This is a genomic window from Lentzea guizhouensis (assembly GCF_001701025.1).
Classification (GTDB): Bacteria; Actinomycetota; Actinomycetes; order Mycobacteriales; family Pseudonocardiaceae; genus Lentzea; species Lentzea guizhouensis.
Window position 1 is genome coordinate 5116437 of record NZ_CP016793.1, and the last position, 18254, is coordinate 5134690.

20 protein-coding genes and 1 tRNA gene are annotated in these 18254 nt (G+C 70.4%); 12 read left to right on the top strand and 9 right to left on the bottom strand.

Annotated elements, in window-relative coordinates; genetic code table 11:
• The first annotated feature begins 35 nt into the window (after nucleotides 1–35).
• Nucleotides 36–923 (top strand): alpha/beta hydrolase family protein, encoded by an 888-nt coding sequence (locus BBK82_RS25270; RefSeq protein WP_065917235.1) that lies wholly within the window; start codon nucleotides 36–38, stop codon nucleotides 921–923.
• Here BBK82_RS25270 and araD read toward each other — a convergent pair.
• Genes araD through BBK82_RS25285 form a run of 3 tightly spaced genes read right to left on the bottom strand, consistent with a single transcriptional unit; the run spans nucleotide 920 to nucleotide 4159 of the window.
• On the bottom strand, nucleotides 920–2626 hold the full coding sequence (gene araD / locus BBK82_RS25275; protein ID WP_218920331.1) for an L-arabinonate dehydratase: 1707 nt from the start codon (nucleotides 2624–2626) through the stop codon (nucleotides 920–922). The two genes, BBK82_RS25270 and araD, sit on opposite strands and share 4 nt — an antisense overlap.
• A complete protein-coding gene (locus BBK82_RS25280) occupies nucleotides 2623–3528 on the bottom strand; it encodes a dihydrodipicolinate synthase family protein (RefSeq protein WP_065917237.1) in 906 nt (301 codons plus the stop codon). The genes araD and BBK82_RS25280 overlap by 4 nt, the downstream gene beginning before the upstream one ends.
• Nucleotides 3515–4159, bottom strand: a complete 645-nt coding sequence (locus BBK82_RS25285) for a GntR family transcriptional regulator (RefSeq protein WP_065921335.1) — start codon at nucleotides 4157–4159, stop codon at nucleotides 3515–3517. The genes BBK82_RS25280 and BBK82_RS25285 overlap by 14 nt, the downstream gene beginning before the upstream one ends.
• A 204-nt stretch (nucleotides 4160–4363) precedes the next feature.
• Between BBK82_RS25285 and BBK82_RS25290 the strand changes: the two genes are divergently transcribed.
• Nucleotides 4364–4852, top strand: a complete 489-nt coding sequence (locus BBK82_RS25290) for a hypothetical protein (protein WP_065917238.1) — start codon at nucleotides 4364–4366, stop codon at nucleotides 4850–4852.
• A 49-nt stretch (nucleotides 4853–4901) separates the two neighbouring features.
• Here the strand turns inward: BBK82_RS25290 and BBK82_RS25295 are convergent, their stop codons facing one another.
• A complete protein-coding gene (locus BBK82_RS25295) occupies nucleotides 4902–5927 on the bottom strand; it encodes an LLM class flavin-dependent oxidoreductase (RefSeq protein ID WP_065917239.1) in 1026 nt (341 codons plus the stop codon).
• Nucleotides 5928–6019: 92 nt separating this feature from the next.
• Here BBK82_RS25295 and BBK82_RS25300 point away from each other — a divergent pair, with 92 nt between their 5' ends.
• The 4 genes from BBK82_RS25300 to BBK82_RS25315 all read left to right on the top strand — a co-directional run bounded on the left by BBK82_RS25300 (nucleotide 6020) and on the right by BBK82_RS25315 (nucleotide 8889).
• The gene (locus tag BBK82_RS25300) at nucleotides 6020–6454 is read left to right on the top strand and encodes a MarR family winged helix-turn-helix transcriptional regulator (RefSeq protein WP_065917240.1); all 435 of its coding nucleotides are present in this window, start codon (nucleotides 6020–6022) and stop codon (nucleotides 6452–6454) included.
• 85 nt (nucleotides 6455–6539) lie between these two features.
• On the top strand, nucleotides 6540–7475 hold the full coding sequence (locus BBK82_RS25305; RefSeq protein ID WP_237047572.1) for a DUF1996 domain-containing protein: 936 nt from the start codon (nucleotides 6540–6542) through the stop codon (nucleotides 7473–7475).
• Nucleotides 7476–7630: 155 nt separating this feature from the next.
• Complete coding sequence (locus BBK82_RS25310) at nucleotides 7631–8182, top strand: sigma-70 family RNA polymerase sigma factor (RefSeq protein ID WP_065917241.1); 552 nt, start codon at nucleotides 7631–7633, stop codon at nucleotides 8180–8182.
• The gene (locus BBK82_RS25315; RefSeq protein WP_065917242.1) at nucleotides 8179–8889 is read left to right on the top strand and encodes an anti-sigma factor family protein; all 711 of its coding nucleotides are present in this window, start codon (nucleotides 8179–8181) and stop codon (nucleotides 8887–8889) included. Before BBK82_RS25310 ends, BBK82_RS25315 begins: the two co-directional genes overlap by 4 nt.
• A 45-nt stretch (nucleotides 8890–8934) precedes the next feature.
• On the opposite strand, the gene BBK82_RS25320 is transcribed toward BBK82_RS25315, so the two are convergent.
• The gene (locus tag BBK82_RS25320; protein WP_065917243.1) at nucleotides 8935–9879 is read right to left on the bottom strand and encodes a zinc-binding dehydrogenase; all 945 of its coding nucleotides are present in this window, start codon (nucleotides 9877–9879) and stop codon (nucleotides 8935–8937) included.
• Nucleotides 9880–10054: 175 nt separating this feature from the next.
• Between BBK82_RS25320 and BBK82_RS25325 the strand changes: the two genes are divergently transcribed.
• Complete coding sequence (locus tag BBK82_RS25325) at nucleotides 10055–10378, top strand: hypothetical protein (RefSeq protein WP_065917244.1); 324 nt, start codon at nucleotides 10055–10057, stop codon at nucleotides 10376–10378.
• Nucleotides 10379–10428: 50 nt separating this feature from the next.
• Here BBK82_RS25325 and BBK82_RS25330 read toward each other — a convergent pair whose 3' ends face one another.
• Genes BBK82_RS25330 through BBK82_RS25345 form a run of 4 tightly spaced genes read right to left on the bottom strand, consistent with a single transcriptional unit; the run spans nucleotide 10429 to nucleotide 15789 of the window.
• Entirely contained in the window at nucleotides 10429–11817 is a 1389-nt protein-coding gene (locus BBK82_RS25330; protein WP_065917245.1) for an aminobutyraldehyde dehydrogenase, read from the bottom strand.
• Entirely contained in the window at nucleotides 11814–13433 is a 1620-nt protein-coding gene (locus BBK82_RS25335) for a thiamine pyrophosphate-binding protein (protein WP_065917246.1), read from the bottom strand. Before BBK82_RS25335 ends, BBK82_RS25330 begins: the two co-directional genes overlap by 4 nt.
• Entirely contained in the window at nucleotides 13430–14368 is a 939-nt protein-coding gene (speB, locus tag BBK82_RS25340; protein ID WP_065917247.1) for an agmatinase, read from the bottom strand. Before speB ends, BBK82_RS25335 begins: the two co-directional genes overlap by 4 nt.
• Nucleotides 14365–15789, bottom strand: coding sequence for a sodium:solute symporter family protein (locus tag BBK82_RS25345; RefSeq protein WP_065917248.1), 1425 nt, complete (start codon nucleotides 15787–15789; stop codon nucleotides 14365–14367). Before BBK82_RS25345 ends, speB begins: the two co-directional genes overlap by 4 nt.
• Before the next feature lie 88 nt (nucleotides 15790–15877).
• Between BBK82_RS25345 and BBK82_RS25350 the strand changes: the two genes are divergently transcribed.
• The 5 genes from BBK82_RS25350 to BBK82_RS25360 all read left to right on the top strand — a co-directional run bounded on the left by BBK82_RS25350 (nucleotide 15878) and on the right by BBK82_RS25360 (nucleotide 18220).
• Nucleotides 15878–16810: a PucR family transcriptional regulator ligand-binding domain-containing protein gene (locus BBK82_RS25350; RefSeq protein ID WP_170067963.1), complete on the top strand. Its 933-nt coding sequence runs from the start codon at nucleotides 15878–15880 to the stop codon at nucleotides 16808–16810.
• Nucleotides 16811–16822: 12 nt separating this feature from the next.
• Entirely contained in the window at nucleotides 16823–16948 is a 126-nt protein-coding gene (locus BBK82_RS55830; protein WP_257785388.1) for a hypothetical protein, read from the top strand.
• A 20-nt stretch (nucleotides 16949–16968) separates the two neighbouring features.
• The gene (locus tag BBK82_RS48990) at nucleotides 16969–17208 is read left to right on the top strand and encodes a helix-turn-helix domain-containing protein (protein WP_218920332.1); all 240 of its coding nucleotides are present in this window, start codon (nucleotides 16969–16971) and stop codon (nucleotides 17206–17208) included.
• 143 nt (nucleotides 17209–17351) lie between these two features.
• Nucleotides 17352–17423, top strand: a tRNA-Glu gene (locus tag BBK82_RS25355).
• 119 nt (nucleotides 17424–17542) lie between these two features.
• Nucleotides 17543–18220 carry an SAM-dependent methyltransferase gene (locus tag BBK82_RS25360; protein WP_065917249.1) on the top strand — a complete coding sequence of 226 codons (678 nt, stop codon included), beginning with the start codon at nucleotides 17543–17545 and terminating at the stop codon, nucleotides 18218–18220.
• Nucleotides 18221–18254 lie beyond the last annotated feature (34 nt).

The window sequence follows — 18254 nt, forward strand, 5'->3', positions numbered from 1 at the left end:
CGCTTGGTGTGGCGAGCATACTCGAAGGGAACGTCATGACCGTCTTCACGGTGAGCCCGATCGTGCTGCAGGTGCCCGGAAGGCCCGTTGACCTGCAGCTGAAGGTCTCCGCGCCGACCGAGGGCACTGGGCTGCCGATCATCCTTCTGTCCCACGGGCAGGGCTACTCCCACCACCTCTCCTCGCTGCACGGCTACGGGCCGCTGGCCGACTACTGGGCCGAGCAGGGCTTCGTGGTCATCCAGCCGACGCACCTCAGCTCCCGCACGCTGAACCTGCCCGCGGACACCCCCGGCGCGCCGATGTTCTGGCGGGAACGGGCCGAGGACATGTCCACCGTCATCGACCGGCTCGACGAGGTCGTGAAAGCCGTGCCGCAGCTGGAGAACCGGCTCGACACCGGCAGGATCGCCGTCGCCGGGCACTCGATGGGCGGGCACACCGCGAGCCTGCTGCTCGGCATGACCACCGAGGGCGTCAGCCTGCGGGAGCCGAGGATCAAGGCCGGCGTGCTGCTCGGGGCGACCGGGCGGGGTGACGCGGTCACCGACGTCGTCAGGGAGAACTACGGGTTCATGGCGTCCGTGGACTTCACCACGATGACCACGCCCGCACTCGTGGTGGCCGGCGACAACGACGCCTCCGGGCACCTCACGACCGCCGGGCCGGACTGGCACGCCGACCCGTACCACCTGGCACCGGGCCGCAAGTCGCTGCTCACGCTGGTCGGCGGCGAGCACGGGCTCGGTGGCGTCTCCGGCTACGACGTCGCCGAGACCACGGACGAGAGCCCCGAACGCATGCACGCCGTCCGCGAGCTCGCGGCCGCGTACCTGCGCACGGAGCTTCACGGCAGCAGCGACTGGCAGGACGCCCAGGAGAAGCTCGACCCCGCCATGGGCAGTGTCGTGTCCAAGGGCTAGTGCGCGTTGGGCTCCGGGTTGCGGCCCGGACGCGACAGGAACTCGAAGTCGCAGCCCTCGTTCGCCTGCGTGATGTGCTCCTGGTACAGCGCGCCGTACCCGCGTTCGAACCTCGGCGCCGGCTCGACCCACGCGGCCCGCCGCCGGGCCATCTCCTCGTCGGAGATCTCCACGCGCAGCACCCGCGCCTCGACGTCCAGCGTCACCAGGTCGCCGTCGCGCACCAGCGCCAGCGGACCACCGACGTGCGCCTCCGGTGCCACGTGCAGAACGCAGGCACCGTAGGAAGTTCCGCTCATCCGGGCGTCCGAGACCCGGAGCATGTCCCGGACACCCTCGCGCAGCAGCTTGTCCGGTATCGGCAGCATCCCGTACTCCGGCATGCCGGGCCCGCCCTTCGGGCCACCACCCGCCAGCACGATCACCGAGTCCTTCGCGACCTCCAGCGAAGGCGAGTCGATGCGCGCCTGCAGGTCCTGGTAGCCGTGGAAGACCACCGCCGGACCGGTGTGCTTCCACAGGGCGGGGTCGGCCGCCACGTACTTGATCACCGCGCCGTCCGGTGCGAGGTTGCCGCGCAGCACGGCCAGTCCGCCCTCGGGCGAGACCGGGTCCGACAGCGGCCGGATCACCGCGGGGTCGTGCACCTCGGCACCTTCGAGGTCCGCGCCGAACGTGCGGCCCGTGACGGTGATCCGCTCGAGGTGCAACGAGTCCCGCAACCGCGAGAGCAGTCCGCGCAACCCGCCGGCGTAGTAGAAGTCCTCCATGAGGTGCTCACCGGCGGGTTGCACGGACGCGAGCACCGGCACCTCCCGCGACAACCGGTCGAAGTCGTCCAGCGACAACGGGATCTGCGACCGCCCGGCCATCGCGATCAGGTGGATGTACGAGTTCGTCGAACCACCCAACGCCAGCACGGTCCTGACCGCGTCCTCGTACGCCTCAGCGGAAAGGACGTCGCCGATCGTCAGACCCTCGCGGACCATCTCGACCACCCGCATGCCCGAGGCCGCCGCCATCCGGTGGTGGGCCGAGTCCACGGCCGGGATCGACGACGCCCCCGGCAAGGTGAGTCCCAGCGCCTCGGCCGCCGCGGTCATCGTCGACGCCGTGCCCATCGTCATGCACGTGCCGGGGGAGCGGGCCAGCCCTGACTGGATCTCCGCCCAGTCGGCGGACGTGATCTTTCCCGCCCGCTTCTCGTCCCAGAACCGCCACATGTCGGTGCCGGACGCGAGCTTCTGCCCGCGCCAGTGCCCGCGCAGCATCGGCCCGGCCGGCACGAAGACCGTGGGCAGACCGGCGGAAGCGGCACCCATCAGCAACGCCGGCGTGGTCTTGTCGCAGCCGCCCATCAGCACCGCGCCGTCGACCGGGTACGAGCGGAGGATCTCCTCCGTCTCCATCGACAACATGTTGCGGTACAACATCGGCGTCGGTTTCTGGTACGTCTCCGACAGCGTCGACACCGGGAACTCCAGCGGAAAACCGCCCGCCTCCCACACCCCGCGTTCGACCTGCTGCGCGCGCTCGCGCAAATGCATGTGGCACGGGTTGATGCCGCTCCACGTGTTCAAGATCGCGATGACGGGCTTGCCGAGGTGTTCAGCCGGGTTCACGCCGAGCTGGCGCATGCGCGCGTTGTGCGAGAACGCCCGCAGCCCTTCGCCGTCGAACCACTCACCGCTGCGCAAGCTCACAGCAGGCTCCACGAGTTCAGCAGCACGCCGACAGCGGAACGGCCGGCCTCGCCCAGCACCGACGCGGGCGGACGCACGTCCCGGCGGCACAACCCGAGCTGTGCCAGCGCTTCCTTCACCACCGACACGTTGTTCGCCGACTCGTTCGCCGCCCGCAGCTCCTCGAACCCGCGCACGAACTCCCAGATCTCCATCGCCGCTCCGAACTCCCCGGCCCGCAGGCAGCCGAAGAACTGCACCGACAGCTGCGGCGCCACGTTCGCCAGCCCGGACGTGAACCCCGTTGCCCCGACGGCGAAGTAGCCGGGCGCGGACAGCTCGGCCAGCCCCGCGACCCACGTCAGCCGGTCGAGTCCGGCGTCGCGCGCCACCGAGGCGAACCGCACCGGGTCCGGCACCGCGTACTTCACGCCCACGACGTTCGGGCACGCGTCGGCGAGCGCGGCGATCTGCGCGCCACCGATCCGCGGGTTGCGCACGTAGAGGACCACGCTCAGCTCGGGCACCGAGTCGGCGATCGCCCGGTGGTAGTCGACCCAGCCGTCGAGCGACACGTACGGGTGCGCGGGCTGGTGGACCATCACGCCCTGGGCACCGTGCGCGTCGGCGAACCGGGCGCTCCTGACGGCGGTCTCCAGGTCGTGCCCGACACCGGCGATGATCGACGCCCGCCCGCCCACGGTGTCGACGGTGACCCGCAGCGCGCGCTCGGTCTCCGCGGGGGACAGCGTGGAGAACTCGCTGGTGTTGCCGTTCGGCGTGACGACGGAGATGCCGCCGTCCACCATCCGGTCGAGGACCGCGGCGTAGCTCTTCTCGTCGACGGCTCCGTCCGCGTCGAACGGCGTGACGGTGATCGCCACGACGGACGCCAGCTGGTCGGAGAGGTCATCGAACGACATCGGGGAGCTCCTCGGTGAGACGGTCGGCGAATGTCCGTATGTGGCGGCGCAGCAGTTCGGTCGCGAGGCCGGCATCGCGGTCGGTGGCGGCGGCGAGGATCGCGCGGTGCTCGGCGGCCTCCGCTTCCCATGTCGGGTGCAGGCCCCAGCCCGCGACGGTGACGAGCGCCGCCTGGTCGCGCAGGCCGTCGAGGATCTCGACCATCAACGGGTTGCCGCAGCCGGCGTACAGCGCCCGGTGGAACCGCCGGTTGGCGAGGCTGCGGCGGGCGAGGTCATCGGTGTCCTCCAGCGCGAGCGCCGCCTCGTCGAACGACGCCCCGAGCTCCACCGCACGCCGCAGCGCCTCGGGTTCCAGCAGCAGCCGCACGTCGTAGAGCGCGGCGGCCATCGCGGCGTCGACGGTCCGCACGGCGGCGCCCTTGTAGGGGCTCATCACGACGAGACCGGACCCGACGAGCGTCTTCAACGCCTCCCGCACCGGGGTCTTCGAGACGGTCAGCCACGCGGCCAGATCTGTTTCCACGAGCGCCTGACCGGGCTTCAGCTCTCCGTTGAGAATCGCTTCTTTGATCGATTCCAGAACGAAGTCCGTTCTCGACGCAGGCGGCGTTCCGGCCTGGTCATACATCATATATGAGAGCTTAAGTGCAGGTCACGGCCCAGGTCAACCTCGTGCTGTGGGGTGCACAACCTCTTGGTATCTGCGTTGAACCAACTTCCTCGTAGCGCCGTTTTGAAGGTGTTGGTCACCGCAGGAACGCGGAACAGGAGGAGAGAAAGTGCGGTGTTCCCACATCCATGGGCACCACGACGAGCTGAACGAGATCACCACATGCTGAAGGAAGAGCTACCACCGGAGGCCGCGCTCGACGGCCCACCACCGGACGCGGACCACGTCCTGCAGCGCACACTGGGCACGGTCCGCCGGGAACGCCACGACGCCGGCCGCCGTCGTGGTCGCGTCATGGCCGCGACCTCCACGTTCATGGTCGCGGGGGCGCTCGCCGGCGGGGTGTGGCTGGGGCAGGACACCGGGGACACCGTCCTGCGGGGGACCTCGGCGGCCGGTGCGCACCTGGCCGTGCAGGTCACCGACACCGAGGGCGGGCTGCGGCTGGTCGCGACGGTCGACGGCGTGCAGGGCGGGGAAGCCTGCTGGCTGGTGGTGCACACGAAGGACGGGCGCACGTTCACCGCGGGGTCGTGGCGGGCGAACGAGGACGAGGTGACGCTCTCGGGCTCCGCGATGGTGCGCGCGGCCGACGTGGCGGGCGTGAGCGTGATGAACCACGACCGCACGCCGTTGATCACGGCCGGGTGAGGGGGAAGTCCGGGCCGCCCAGGGGGTGGGGAGCGGCCCGGACCTGGTCTCAGGCCACGGCCGGCGTCGCCCGCAGCTCCTTGTGCAGGACGGGGAGCACCTCCTCGCCGACGAGCTCGATCGTCCGGTGCACCTCCTTCTCCGGCACGCCGCCGAAGTCGGCGCTCCACAGCTGCCGCCGGTACGGGCCGAACGCCTGCCGGGTCGCCATTACCTTCTCGACCACCTGCGCCGGACTGCCCACCGTGAGGCCGGTGTGCCGGTTCGCCAGGTCGAGGTCCTGGCCGCGGTAGAGGTCGTGGCCGTCGAAGTGCGGCCGGTACTCGTCGACCGCGTCCTGCGAACGAGCACGCACGTAGAACGCGCCGCCCGCACCCACCACGGCGTCCTCGGCCGCGCCGTGCCCGTGCTCGGCGTAGAGCGACCGGTAGAACTCGACGTAGCGCTTGTAGAAGTCGATCGGCACGAGCAGGTTGTTCACGAAGAACCCGTCGCCGTACCTCCCGGCCTGCTGCGCGATCTCCGGTGACCGGATCGAGCCGTGCCAGACGAAGGGCGGCTTGCCGTCCAACGGCCTGGGCATCGCGGTGAAGTCGCGCAACGGCGCGCGGAACCGGCCGGACCAGGTGACCACGTCGTTGTCCCAGAGCTGCCGCAGCAGCGCGTAGTTCTCGACGGCGAGCGCGATGCCGTCCTCCGGTCGCTGGCCGAACGCGGTGTAGGTCTCCGCGCTGACACCGCGGCCGAGCATCAGGTCCACCCGGTCCTGCGAGAGGTGCTGCAGCGTCGCGAACTCCTCGGCGACGCGCACCGGGTCGTTGGTCGTGATCAGGGTGACCGCGGTGGAGAGCGTGATCCGCGAGGTCTGCCCCGCGATGAACCCGAGCACGGTCGCCGGGCTGCTCGAGACCCAGCCCTGCGCGTGGTGCTCGCCGAACGCGAAGACGTCGAACCCGGCCTCTTCCGCGTGCTTGGCGATGCGGACGTTCGCGAGGAGCCGCTCCTGCTCGGACGGGGTGTACCCGGTGGTGACGTCGACCCTGATGTCACCCAGTCCGAAGAGTCCGAACTCCATCGCCTGCCCCTCTCCCCAATTTGCTGATACATCAGCATCGTAGGGCATTGGCTGATGTATCAGCAACTAGTAGAATCGCCGGTGTGGATCACATGACGGCGTTGGACGAGCGCGAGAAGTCGCTCTGGAAGGCGTGGCTGGAGCTCAACCGCTGCCTCGTGGTCGCCACCGAGCGCCAGCTGCTCGACAACGGCCTGTCGTGCGCGGACTACGAGCTGCTCGTGCCGCTGACCGAGGCGGCGGACGGTGTCGTGCGGGCCCGTGAGCTGCGCACCGCCGTCGGCTGGGACCGCAGCCGGCTCGCCCACCAGCTCAAGCGCATGGAGCAGCGCGGGCTGGTCGAACGCTCCGACTGCCCCGGTGACGCGCGGGCGACGATGGTGGCGATCACCGAGGAGGGCAGGCGCGCGGTCGCCGAGGCCACGCCGGGGCACGTCGAGACGGTGCGCCAGGAGCTGTTCGACAAGCTCGAAGAGGGCGAGGTCGAGACGTTGCTGCGGATCTACGACCGGCTGCTCGCGAAGTAGCCGGCGCTCGTCCTTCCGGTGGTGCGGCGGGTGATCTGACCCCGTCACCGGTCGATAGACTGGCCGGAGTGTGGAAGGAACCGGAGTGAGCCGCCGGCCTGTCGTCGCCGTCGCGGTGCTGGCGGTGGTCGTCGTCATGACCGCCGGTTTCGTGCTGTTCGGCGGCACCTCGAACGGCACGCCCGACGCCGACATGTACGTGAGCGAGCTCGACCGGACGGTGAGCGAGCCGAACACGCCCGGCGTGGTGCTCCGCTGCGGCACGAACGAGAAGCGGCACCTCAACGCCGACAACCCGGTCGTGTCGCCCGGCATCCCGTTCGGCGCGCACCACACACACGAGTACGTGGGCAACGAGTCGGCGAACGCGATGTCGACGAACACCTCCCTCGCACAGGCACCGTCCACGTGCGAGAAGGACGACCGGTCGACCTACTACTGGCCGGTGCTGCGCCTGACCGACGGCACAGGCCACGACGTGCACGCCGACGGTGGCGGTCTGCACGGCAACACCGGTGAGGTGCTGGCGCCGGCGAGCGTCGAGGTCCGGTACGACGGCAGCCCGGTCAGCGACGTGCTGCCGATGCCGCGGTTCCTGCGCCTGATCACCGGCGACCCGAGCGCCTACACCAACGACTACGGCCCCAACACGCGGGCGCGGTGGGGCTGCGCGGACCAGCCGGACCGGTACACGACGAAGTACCCGCTGTGCGCCCCCGGCGTGCGCACCCTGCGCCGCTACGAGTTCCCGAGCTGCTGGGACGGCAGCAACACCGACAGCGCCTCGCACCGCACGCACGTGGTGTTCGCGCTCGCCGGCGGCACCTGCCCGGCCAAGACGTTCCCCGTCCCGCGCCTGCACGTGACGGTCGGCTACGACGTCCCGGCGGGGCGCCCGTTCGCGATCGACAGCTTCGCCGAGGAGCTGCGCGACCCGGCCACCGACCACGGCATGTTCATCAACGTCATGCCGCAGGCCGTGATGGACGAACTGGTGAAGCATCTGAACCGGATGCGGTGAGCTGCGGTTCGGGGCCTGCCACCGCACCCGGCTACCATCCGGCTCGCTTTCGTTGGAACTTCGTTGAACCGAAGCCACTGCCCGCTCGTGTGTCGGCTGAGGTCTGGAACAGGACGCCCACAAGAGGTGTTTCGTGGGCGGGGAGGAGTGGGTGGATGGCGGCATTGTTCTCCCGCAAACGGGAGACCGCGGCCGACGAGGCACTGATCCGATCGCTCTACGAGGAGCATGGTCGGGCGTTGCTGGCGTACGCGACGCGGTTGACCGGCGACCGGGCGGCTGCCGAGGACGTGGTCCAGGAGACCCTCGTCCGCGCGTGGCGCCACCCCGACGCCCTCGTGAACGGCAAGGGATCGGTGCGCGGCTGGCTGTTGACGGTCGCGCGCAACATCGTCACCGACCGGGTCCGCGCCAAGGCCGCGCGTCCCCAGGAGGTGGCCGAGTCCCCGGCGACGCCGCCGATCGAGCGCGACCACGCGGACCAGGTCGTCGACTCGGTGGTGGTGCTGGAGGCCCTCGACCGGTTGTCGTCCGACCACCGCGACGTGCTGATGGAGATCTACTTCCGCGGCCGCAGCGTGAGCGAGGCGGCAGCAGCCTTGGGGGTGCCACCGGGCACGGTGAAATCAAGATCGTATTACGCGTTGCGAGCCCTGAGGGAGACGTTCGGCGGTCAACAGGTCGCACTGAAGGGGGTGGCCGGATGACCACGCAGCACGACCCGCAGCTGCTCGGTGCTTACGTTCTGGGAGCACTGGACGAGCAGGAGGTGCGTGACATGGACCAGCACCTGGCGTCCTGCCCCGACTGCACCCGTGAGCTCGAGGACCTCCGCGCCATGGAGGCCTACCTCGGCGAGGTGCCGCCGGAGGCCATGCTCGACGGCCCGCCGGAGGGCGGAGACCTGTTGCTGCAGCGCACGCTCCGCCAGGTGCGCTCGGAGCGCGGCGGCGTCGCCCGGCGCCGTCAGGTGACCCTGGGAGCCGCTGCCGCCGTGGTGGCGGCTTTGGTGCTCGGCGCAGGCGTGTTCGTCGGCAAGGCGACCTCGCCCGAGGGCGGCGGCATCGCCCAGCCGACCCCGACCGTCGCCCCCGACCCCACCGGTACGAAGCTCGCCACGGCCACCGACCCGGTGACCGGGGCGTCGATGACCGTGAAGGTCGTCCCGGCCGCCGGCTGGGTGCGGACCAACTTCGCGATCAACGGCATCCCCGAGGGCGAGAAGTGCCGGATCTTCGTGGTGGCCAAGGACGGCACCCGCCAGGAGGCAGGTTCCTGGCTGGTGTCGAAGAGGGGCGCCGCCGAGGGCACGAACCTGGACGGCTCCGCACTCGTGGCGCCGAACGACGTCAAGTCCGTCGTCGTCGAGAACACGGCGGGCAAGAAGTTCGTCGAGGTCCCGGTCCAGGCCTGATGGTGTGCTGAGGAGGGCCGTTCCCGCTGCGGGAACGGCCCTTCGTCACGGCTTCAGCACAACCTTGCCGACGGTCGCCCTGGACTCCAGCGCCTCGTGGGCCTTCGCCGCGTCCCGCAACGCGAACGGCGGGTTGATCAGCGGCACGAACCGTCCGCTCGCGAGCCCCGCCATCGACTCCTCCTCCAACGTCCGCAGCCCGCGCCGCATCAGCCCCGGCCCCAGCGCGACGGTCGCGGTCAACGACTTCGGGTAGAGGTTGTCGACGCTGGTGTCCGTGGCCTTCCCGGACGCCCAGCCGTAGATGATCGCGCGCCCACCCACCCCGAGCGTCCCCAACGCGGCCGTGCCCACCTCCCCACCCACACCGTCGAGCACGACGGTGATGTCCTTGAGCCCGTCGGACCAGCCGGCCCGCGTGTAGTCGATGGCGGCGTCAGCACCGTTGCCCACGACGTGGTCGAGCTTCGCCCCCGACGCCAGCCCGATCACCCGCGCCCCGACGTTGCGCGCCTCCTGCACGAAGAGCGCTCCCATCCCACCGGCCGCCGACGTCACGAGCACCACGTCGTCAGCGGTCAGCCCGGCGGTGCCCAAGACACCGACCACCGTGCGCCCGGTGCCGATCATCGCCACCGCCGCCTCGAAGGACACGTCGTCCGGCAACGGGTGCAACGACTCCACCGCCGCGACGGCGAGCTCGGCATAGCCACCGCTGGCCATGCCGAGGTGCACCACCACCCGGCGGCCGAGCCACTCGCTCGACACCTCGGGACCTGTGGAGGTGACGACGCCGGCGACCTCGCGGCCGGGCGTCATGGGGAGGTCGACGGGGCCGAAGGCACCCTTGCGGATGGTGGTGTCGACGAGGTGGACGCCCGCCGCGGCCACGGTGAGGCGGACCTGGCCGGGGCCTGGCGTCGGGTCGGGTACCTCCTCGAAGAGGAGGGTGGAGGCGGGACCGAGCTCGTACTGCCGAATCGCGAACATGCTGACGAACGCTATGAGCTCCAGTTAAGTGGAGGTCAACGGGTCGCGTGCGGAGTCGGCCAGCACCCCGGTCGCGCACCGCCGGGCGGTACGCTGATCAGGAGGCGGTGGGCCGCCTGCCGGACTGCGGGAGACTCTGCGGGTACGTGAAGCTCTATGACGAGACGGCGATCAAATGACCGTGTCCAACGCCTCGATGCTCGACCAGTGGGAGCAGGTCATCGACTTCGTCGAGGACTCCTACCACGACAACATCGACGAATACATGTACGACCTGTCGGTGAGGGAAGCGATCGAACGCCGTCTCTCGGAGGGCGCCGAACCGCCGTGGGTGGCGGAACGCCTCGCCGAGCTCGACGCCCGGTTCCGCGCGCTGCTGTTGCCCGAGCCGGTGCGCGACGACGTGCCGTGGTGGAAGGCGCACGTGCCCGCTTACGCGGGTGCGGAGCTGGCCGCGTCGTTGCACGAGTGGTACGGCGTGACCATCGAGGTCCGCTGACCGGAGGTGGGATGAGGAGGTTCGAACGCGCTCGGAACCGGGCCTTCCGTCTAGTGGGCGATCATCACGTGCTTCACGCGCGTGTAGTCCTCCAGCCCGTGCATCGACAAGTCCTTCCCATACCCCGACGCCCCGAACCCGCCGTGCGGCATCTCCGACGCCACGAGCCCGTGCGTGTTCACCCACACGATCCCGAAGTCGAGCCGTGCGCTCAAAGCCGCGACACGCCCCGCATCCCGCGTCCAGATCGACGACGCCAACCCCTGCGGCACGCCATTGGCCAACGCCACGGCTTCGTCGTCGGAGGCGAACGTCTGCACGGTGATCACCGGCGCGAACGCCTCTTCCTGTACGAGCTCGTCGTCCTGCGACACCCCCGAAACCACGGTGGGCTCCAGGAAGAAGCCATCAGACCCGTGCCGTCGCCCTCCACAGTGGACCAGTCCTGAGGACCGCGACACCAATCCCAGCACGCGGTCGAGCTGCGCCTGCGAGTTCAACGGACCGAAGTCGAAACCGGGCACCTGCGAAGACGCCACCTTCACCAACGCCTCGACGAACGAGTCGAAAACCGACGTGTGCACCAGAACGCGAGAGGCGGCCGTGCAGTCCTGGCCCGCGTTGTAGAAGGCGGCGCCGACGATCCCCTCCGCGGCAGTGACCACGTCCGCGTCGTCGAACACCAAGACCGGTGCGTTGCCACCGAGTTCGAGGTGCAGCCGCTTCACCGTCGCAGCAGCGGAACGGGCCACCTCGGCACCAGCGCGCGTGGAGCCGGTCAGCGACACCATCGCGGGAACGGGGTGTTCGACGAGCAGGCGGCCGGTGTCGCGGTCACCCAGCACGACGTTGACCACACCGGGCGGCAGCACCTCGGCGGCCAGTGAGGCGAGCAGCACAGACGAAGACGGTGTGGTGTCGGCGGGCTTCAACACCACCGTGTTGCCGGCGGCCAACGCCGGGGCGATCTTCCAGACGGCCATCATCAGCGGGTAGTTCCACGGGGTGATCTGGGCGATCACACCCACGGGCTCGCGGCGCTGGTAGGAGGTGTGGCCGGGCAGGTACTCCCCGGCGGAGGCCGACGACAGCGCACGGGCGGCGCCCGCGAAGAAGCGGATCTGGTCGGCGCACTGGGGGATCTCCTCCTCGACCAGCACCGAGCGGATCTTGCCGGTTTCGCGGACCTCCGCATCGGCGATGGTCGCGGCGTTGGACTCCAGCAGGTCGGCCAGCTTCAGCAACGCCTGCTGGCGTTCCGAAGGGGTGGTGCGCGACCACGACACGAACGCGGTGGCGGCGGCGGAGACCGCGGCGTCGACCTCGGCGGCGCGGGAGACGGCGGCACGGCCGAACTCGACGCCCGTTGCGGGGTCGATCAGCGGTGAGGTGTCCGCGGCGGGCGAAGAGGTGCCGTTGATGAAGTTCGCGACGATCACGTGTGCTCCAGGTGCGTGGGGGCGAACATGCGCAACACCGCGGGCAGGACCACCACGTGCGGGCCGTTCGTGGCGAAGGCCCTGGTGAGGTCCTCGCGCAGCGTCTCCGGCGTGGTGAGGGTCGCGGGGACGCCGAAGGACGCGGCGAGTGCCACGAAGTCCGGGCGGGTCAGCTCGGTGGCGGTGGCCTGGCCGAACGCGTCGGTCATGTACTCGCGCAGGATGCCGTAGCCGCCGTCGTCGACGATCAGCCACACCACGCGCGAGCCGTGCTGGGCGGCGGTGGCGAGCTCGGAGATGCCGTACATGGCGCCGCCGTCACCGGAGACCGCCAGCACCGGACCGTCGTGAGCCGCCGCGACGCCCAGCGCCGCGGGGAAGCCGTAGCCGAGGCCGCCCGCGCCCTGGGCCGAGAGCTGCGCGCCGCCGCGCGGGTCCCAGGCCGACCAGGCCCAGTAGGCGAGGATCGTCATGTCCCAGCACGTCGGGGTGCCGTCGGGGACGGCGGCGCGCAACGCTTGCAGGACGCCGAGCTCCAGCGCGAGGTCCTGCGCGGCCAACCGATCCTGTACGCGTGTCAACAACTCCGCGACCCGCGCCTCCGCAACGCCGTCGGCAACCCTTGCCGTGACCCCGGAAACCAACGCGCGCAACGCGTGCCGGGCCTCGGCGTGGATGCCGAGAGCCGGGTAGTTCGACTCCAGCTTGCCGAGGTCCGCCTCGATCTGGACCACCGCACCGCGCGGCTGGAACGTCCGGTAGTTGCTGGACAGCTCCCCGAGCCCGGACCCCACCACCAGCAGCACGTCCGCGTCGGCCAGGAACGACGTGGTGTGCCAGTCCTCCAGCCACGACTGCGCGGAGAGCGGGTGCTCCCGGGGGAAGTTGCCCTTGCCGCCGAACGTGCTCACCACCGGTGCGCGCAGCTTCTCGGCCAGCTGGGCCAGTTCGGGGCCGGAGGCGCCACCACCGGCCAGGATGACCGGGCGCTGAGCACCGTCCAGCAACCGCACCGCCTCCGCGACCAGCTCCGGCCGCGGGTGCAGCTCGCGCGGTGACCACGACACCGACGTCACCGGCGGCACCCCGGCCGGGCCGAGCAGCACGTCCTGCGGGATCTCCAGCCACACCGGACCGTACGGCGCAGTCAGCGCGATCTCCCACGCTTCGGCCAACGCCGACGGGATCTGCGACGCATGCCGGACAACGCGTGCGTGCTTCACGATGTCCCGGAACGACGCCAGCTGGTCCGTCAGCTCGTGCAGGTATCCACCACGCACGCCGCCAAGACCGGCCCTGGGGATCTGCGACGAAATACCCAGCACGGGCGCCGAAGCAGCGGCGGACTCCTGCAGTCCGGCCAACGTCTGCAACGCACCCGGTCCGGTCGAGACGAGCAACGGCGTCACGGAACCCGTGAGCCGTGCGTGCCCATCGGTGGCGAACGCGGCGTTGACCTCCGTCCGCGACCCGACGTACCTCAGCTCCGACCGCCGCAAGGCGTCGAACAACCCGAGAGCGTGCTGGCCGGGAATGCCGAAGACGGTGCTCGCGCCGAGCGCCTCCAGCGTCTCGACGACGACGTCACCGCCGGTGCGTCCAGAGGAGTCGGTCACGCGCCCTCCTTCAGAGCCATCAAACTCACGAGGTCGTACGCAACGTGAGAGGCTGCCACAGAAGTGATGTCCGCGTGGTCGTAGGCCGGAGCGACCTCCACGACGTCCGCGCCGACCAGGTTCAGCCCCCGCAGCCCTCGCAGGATCTCCAGCAGCTCCCGCGACGTCATCCCACCGGCCTCCGGCGTGCCGGTGCCGGGCGCGTGCGCCGGGTCCAGCACGTCGATGTCGATCGACACGTACACCGGCCGCGACCCGATCCGCTGCCGCAGCGCGTCGACCGTCTCGTCGACACCTCGCCGCAGGACGTCCGACGACGTGACGATGCCGAACCCGAGCCGCCGGTCGTCCTCCAGGTCCTTCTTGCCGTACAACGGCCCGCGCGTGCCGACGTGGGAGATCGCCTCGGTGTCGAGGATGCCTTCCTCGACGGCACGGCGGAACGGCGTGCCGTGTGTGTACGGCTCACCGAAGTACGTGTCCCACGTGTCCAGGTGTGCGTCGAAGTGCAGCAGCGCAACAGGTCCGTGGATCCGCGACACCGCCCTCAGCAACGGCAGCGCGATCGTGTGGTCACCGCCGATCGTCACCAACCGCGTGCCCCCGGCCTGCAGCTCGGACGCCGCGCCCTCGATGGTCTCGATCGCCTCGCCGATGTGGAACGGGTTCACCGCGACGTCCCCGCCGTCCGCGACCTGCACGCGTTCGAACGGCGACACGTCCAGGCCGGGGTGGTACGGGCGCAGCAACCGGGACGCCTCCCGCACCGCCGAGGGTGCGAACCGCGCACCGGGCCGGTAGGAGACGCCGGTGTCGAACGGGATCCCCACCACCGCGACGTCCGCGTGCGCCACCTGGTCCAGGCGCGGCAGCCGGGCGAAGGTCGCCGGGCCCGCGTAGCGCGGGACCTGCGAGGAGTCGACGGGGCCGATCATGCTTTCACCAGTTCCTCTTCGGTTGCCTTCCCCGCCACGCGCCGGTTCCACGCCGCCAGCACGGCCGGGTCGGTGGGCGGGGTGGCCAGGCTGACCACGACGTACGTCACCAGCGACGCGCCGAGGCTGTAGTAGATCGGGGAGTCGGCCAGCACGCCGTCCAGCACCATGAACGCGATCGCCGTCAGCGAGCCGGCCGCCATCGACGTCATCGCGCCGGCCTGCGTGCCGCGCTTCCACACCAGCCCGCCGAGGATCGCCACCAGCAGCCCGCCGACCAGGATGTTGTAGGCGACCGTCAACGCCGCCACGACGTCGTTCAGCGCCACCGCGATGCCGATCGCGACGATGCCGAGCACCAGCGTGAACATCCGGTTCGAGTGCACGTCGCCCTTGGCACCGCGCTTCCAGATGTCGGTGGAGGCGACGGTCGCGCAGGCGATCAGCGCACCGGACGACGTGGACATCATGGCCGCCAGCGCCGCCGCGAGCACGAGCCCGCGCACCCCGGTCGGCAGCAGGTTCTCCACGATCGTCGCGAACGCCTCGTCGGAGTTCGCGATGTCCGGGTACAGCGCCTTGCCCGCGGTGCCGATCACCGCGCCGGCGACGGCGTAGACCAGGCAGTAGAGCCCGGACGTGATCCCGCCCCACGTGGCGACCTGCGGCGACTTGGCGGTGAACACGCGCTGCCAGATGTCCTGTCCGATCAGCAGACCGAACACGTAGATCAGCAGGTAGGTGATGATCGTGCTGACACCGATGGTGCCGACGTCGAACACCGCCGGGTCGTTCAGCCGTTCCTTGATGCCGTCGAAGCCGCCCGCCGCGGACAACGAGATCGGCAGCAGCAGGAACAGGATGCCGATCGTCTTCACCACGAATTGCACGATGTCGGTCAGCGTGATCGACCACATGCCGCCGAGAACGCTGTACAGCACCACGATGCCGCCGCCGATGATGACGCCGACGGACTTCGGCAGTCCGAAGAGGACGGTGAAGATCGTGGAGTACGCGATCGTGGACGTGACCGTCAGCATCAGCGTGTACGCCCACATCACCGTGCCGGACACCATCGACGAGCTGCCGCCGTAGCGCAGGTCGAGCATCTGGGAGACCGTGTAGACCTTGAGCCGCACGATCCGGCGCGCGAACAGGGCGCTCAGCAGCAAGATGCCGAGGCCGATGGCGAACACCATCCAGGCGCCGGAGATGCCGAACTTGTAGCCGAGCCCGACGCCGCCGATGGTCGACGCGCCACCGAGCACGACGGCGGACATGGTGCCGGAGTACATGGCGAAACCGAGCCTGCGTCCGGCGACCAGGTACTCGCTCTTGCTGGTGGCGCGGCGCATGCCCCACCAGCCCATGCCGATCATGCCGAGCACGTAGGCGGCGATCACCGCGTAGTCGAGAGCCACTGTCGGACCTCCTTGGGTTGCAGGTCACAGTAGGAACGCGGGCTGGCGCTGGTAAGCAGTCGTTCTGCACAATCCTGGGCTTGTGGTTGTGCACACCGTCCCACTGCGCGAGCTCGTCGCGCGAGCAGACCTCGGGCTGACCGTCCTGTGTGGATCATCCGGGCTGGACCGGCCGGTCCGCTGGGCGCACGTGTCCGAGCTCGCCGACCCGACGCCGTACCTGGTCGGGGAGGAGCTGCTGCTCACGGCCGGGGTGCGGTTCCCCGGCGACGTGCCCGGCTACGTCGCCGGGCTGGTGTCCTCGGGGGTCTCGGCGATCGGGTTCGGGGTGGAGCCGGAGTTCCGCGAGGTGCCGTCGCCGCTGGTCGAGGCCTGTGCGCAGCAGGGGATGCCGCTGCTGGCTGTGCCGCCGTCCACCCCGTTCCTCGCGGTGTCGCAGGCGTTGGGCGCGTTGCTCGCCGAGATCGCCGTGCGGGAGCAGCGGATGCTCGCGGACAGCCAGCGCGCGCTCACCCGTGCCGCCACCCGCGTCCGGCCGGTGGAGTCGGTGCTGACCACGCTGGCGGTCGTGCTGGGCTGCCGCGCGGACCTCGTGGAACCGGCGAGCGCGCCGGACGACGTGGCGTCGCTGGTGGACCGGGTGGCGTCGGGCACCGGCCCCCGTTCGGCCTCCGCCCAGGTGGGTGACGAGCACGTGACGCTCGACCCGGTCGAGTCGTCGGTGCTCGTGGTGCGGCGGGCGAGTCCGCTGTCACCGGCCGAACGGGCCGTGGTCACGGTGGCGCTGGCGTTGCTCGGGCTGCTGCGCAGGGACGTGGAGAGCGAACGCGGGCGGCTCGCGCGGCTGGCGGCGTCGCTGCTGCGGGCTGAGGTCCCCGGCCTGGCCGGCGTGCTGGGACCGGGGCCGTACCGGGTGGTCGCGGGGGAGTCGCGGCGGACTACGACGTGCTGGCCAGGCGGTACGGGCCGGTGGTGTCGGGGTGGGCGACGGGTTCTCGCGCTGGTCCGGCCGGGGTGGTGACCGGCGGTCGGCGTGTCGGCGCCGATCGCGGGTGAGGAGCTGCCGGTGTCGGCGGTCGGTGAGGCGGTGGCGGAGGCCTCCGCCCTGTTGCCGCGGGCGCTGGCGACCGGCGCACCCGCCGTCGCGTCGTCGACCTGACGTCGCTGCTGGACCCGGCGGTGGCGTCCGCGTTCGCCCGCAGGGAGCTCGCGGCGCTGCTCGCGAGGCCGGAGCTGGTCGAGACGCTGAGGGCCTGGCTGGCCCAGCACGGCAGCTGGGACCGGGCCGCGGCGGTGCTCGGCGTGCACCGCAACAGCGTCCGGCACCGCATCGGGCACGTCGAACGACTGCTCGGCCGCGACCTCGGTTCGGCCGATGCCCGAGCGGCGCTGTGGCTCGCGCTGACGTGGCTCGATTAATTCCTTTGCGGGTGTGTCAGGTGCTCGGTCATGATTGTTGCATGATCCGAGCAGATGAATGGACCGGAGCTCCGGCCAAGCTGTGACCAGCTGAAACGCAGTCAATCTATTTTTAGCGAGCATTTGTTTTGATGCTCGTGTTCGGCGTGTTCGTCCAGTGGTCAGGACGTCGGATTCTCAATCCGGAAACACGGGTTCGATCCCCGTACGCGCTACGTGGCCCGGTCTCTGTGGGGTGGACCGGGCCCGCTGTCAACCGGGTGAATGTCAGACGGACCCAAAGAATCTTCGAAAACTTCGCCCGAATGGTCTAGACGCCAGTTACGCTCTGCGAATGGCTGCGGTCCCCGCCTTCGCACGGTACGAGGTCGACGTACGTCGGCCGAACGCCGCGCGGATCCACGACTACTACCTGGGCGGCGCCCACAACTACGCCGCCGACCGCGCGTTCGCCAAGCAGGCGGTCCGGATCGACCCCGAGCTGCCGCTCGTCACCCGCGCCCACCGGCTCTTCCTGCGCCACGCCGTCCGGCACTGCTGGGAGGCGGGCGTCCGCCAGTTCCTCGACCTCGGCTCCGGCATCCCGACGTGCGGCGCGACGCACCAGACGCTGCCCGACGCCCGTGTCGTCTACGTGGACTCCGACCAGGTGACCGCCACCTTCGCCCGCGGCCTGCTGCGCGGCGAGCCGCGGGCGTGCGCGGTCCAGGCCGACCTGCGCCGCCCCGAGCAGGTGCTGCGACATCCCGGCGTGCTGTCCCACCTGGACCTGCGCGAGCCGTACGCGGTGCTGATGGTGGACGTCCTGCGGTACGTCGACGACGCCACCGGTCCCGGCCGGGTCGTCCGCCGCTACCGGCACGCGTTGCCCGCCGGCGGTTTCCTCGTGGTCTCGCACCCGCAGCCGGTCGAGCAGCTGCTGGAGGGCCTGCAGATCGAGGCGCCGTGCGTGGTCCCCGGCGCGTACGCGGGAATCGGTCGCAAGCCGCAGGCGGCCCCCGGCCGTATCTGACACCTCGTCCGGTCCTCTTCCAGTACGTGCGAGG

Excerpts from the sequence above, each read along its gene's own strand:
- BBK82_RS25270 (WP_065917235.1), top strand. The coding sequence starts at position 36 with ATGACCGTCTTCACGGTGAGCCCGATCGTGCTGCAGGTGCCCGGAAGG.
- BBK82_RS25280 (WP_065917237.1), bottom strand. The coding sequence starts at position 3,528 with ATGTCGTTCGATGACCTCTCCGACCAGCTGGCGTCCGTCGTGGCGATC.
- BBK82_RS25285 (WP_065921335.1), bottom strand. The coding sequence starts at position 4,159 with ATGTATGACCAGGCCGGAACGCCGCCTGCGTCGAGAACGGACTTCGTT.
- BBK82_RS25290 (WP_065917238.1), top strand. The coding sequence starts at position 4,364 with ATGCTGAAGGAAGAGCTACCACCGGAGGCCGCGCTCGACGGCCCACCA.
- BBK82_RS25295 (WP_065917239.1), bottom strand. The coding sequence starts at position 5,927 with ATGGAGTTCGGACTCTTCGGACTGGGTGACATCAGGGTCGACGTCACC.
- BBK82_RS25300 (WP_065917240.1), top strand. The coding sequence starts at position 6,020 with ATGACGGCGTTGGACGAGCGCGAGAAGTCGCTCTGGAAGGCGTGGCTG.
- BBK82_RS25310 (WP_065917241.1), top strand. The coding sequence starts at position 7,631 with ATGGCGGCATTGTTCTCCCGCAAACGGGAGACCGCGGCCGACGAGGCA.
- BBK82_RS25315 (WP_065917242.1), top strand. The coding sequence starts at position 8,179 with ATGACCACGCAGCACGACCCGCAGCTGCTCGGTGCTTACGTTCTGGGA.
- BBK82_RS25320 (WP_065917243.1), bottom strand. The coding sequence starts at position 9,879 with ATGTTCGCGATTCGGCAGTACGAGCTCGGTCCCGCCTCCACCCTCCTC.
- BBK82_RS25325 (WP_065917244.1), top strand. The coding sequence starts at position 10,055 with ATGACCGTGTCCAACGCCTCGATGCTCGACCAGTGGGAGCAGGTCATC.
- speB (WP_065917247.1), bottom strand. The coding sequence starts at position 14,368 with ATGATCGGCCCCGTCGACTCCTCGCAGGTCCCGCGCTACGCGGGCCCG.
- BBK82_RS25360 (WP_065917249.1), top strand. The coding sequence starts at position 17,543 with ATGGCTGCGGTCCCCGCCTTCGCACGGTACGAGGTCGACGTACGTCGG.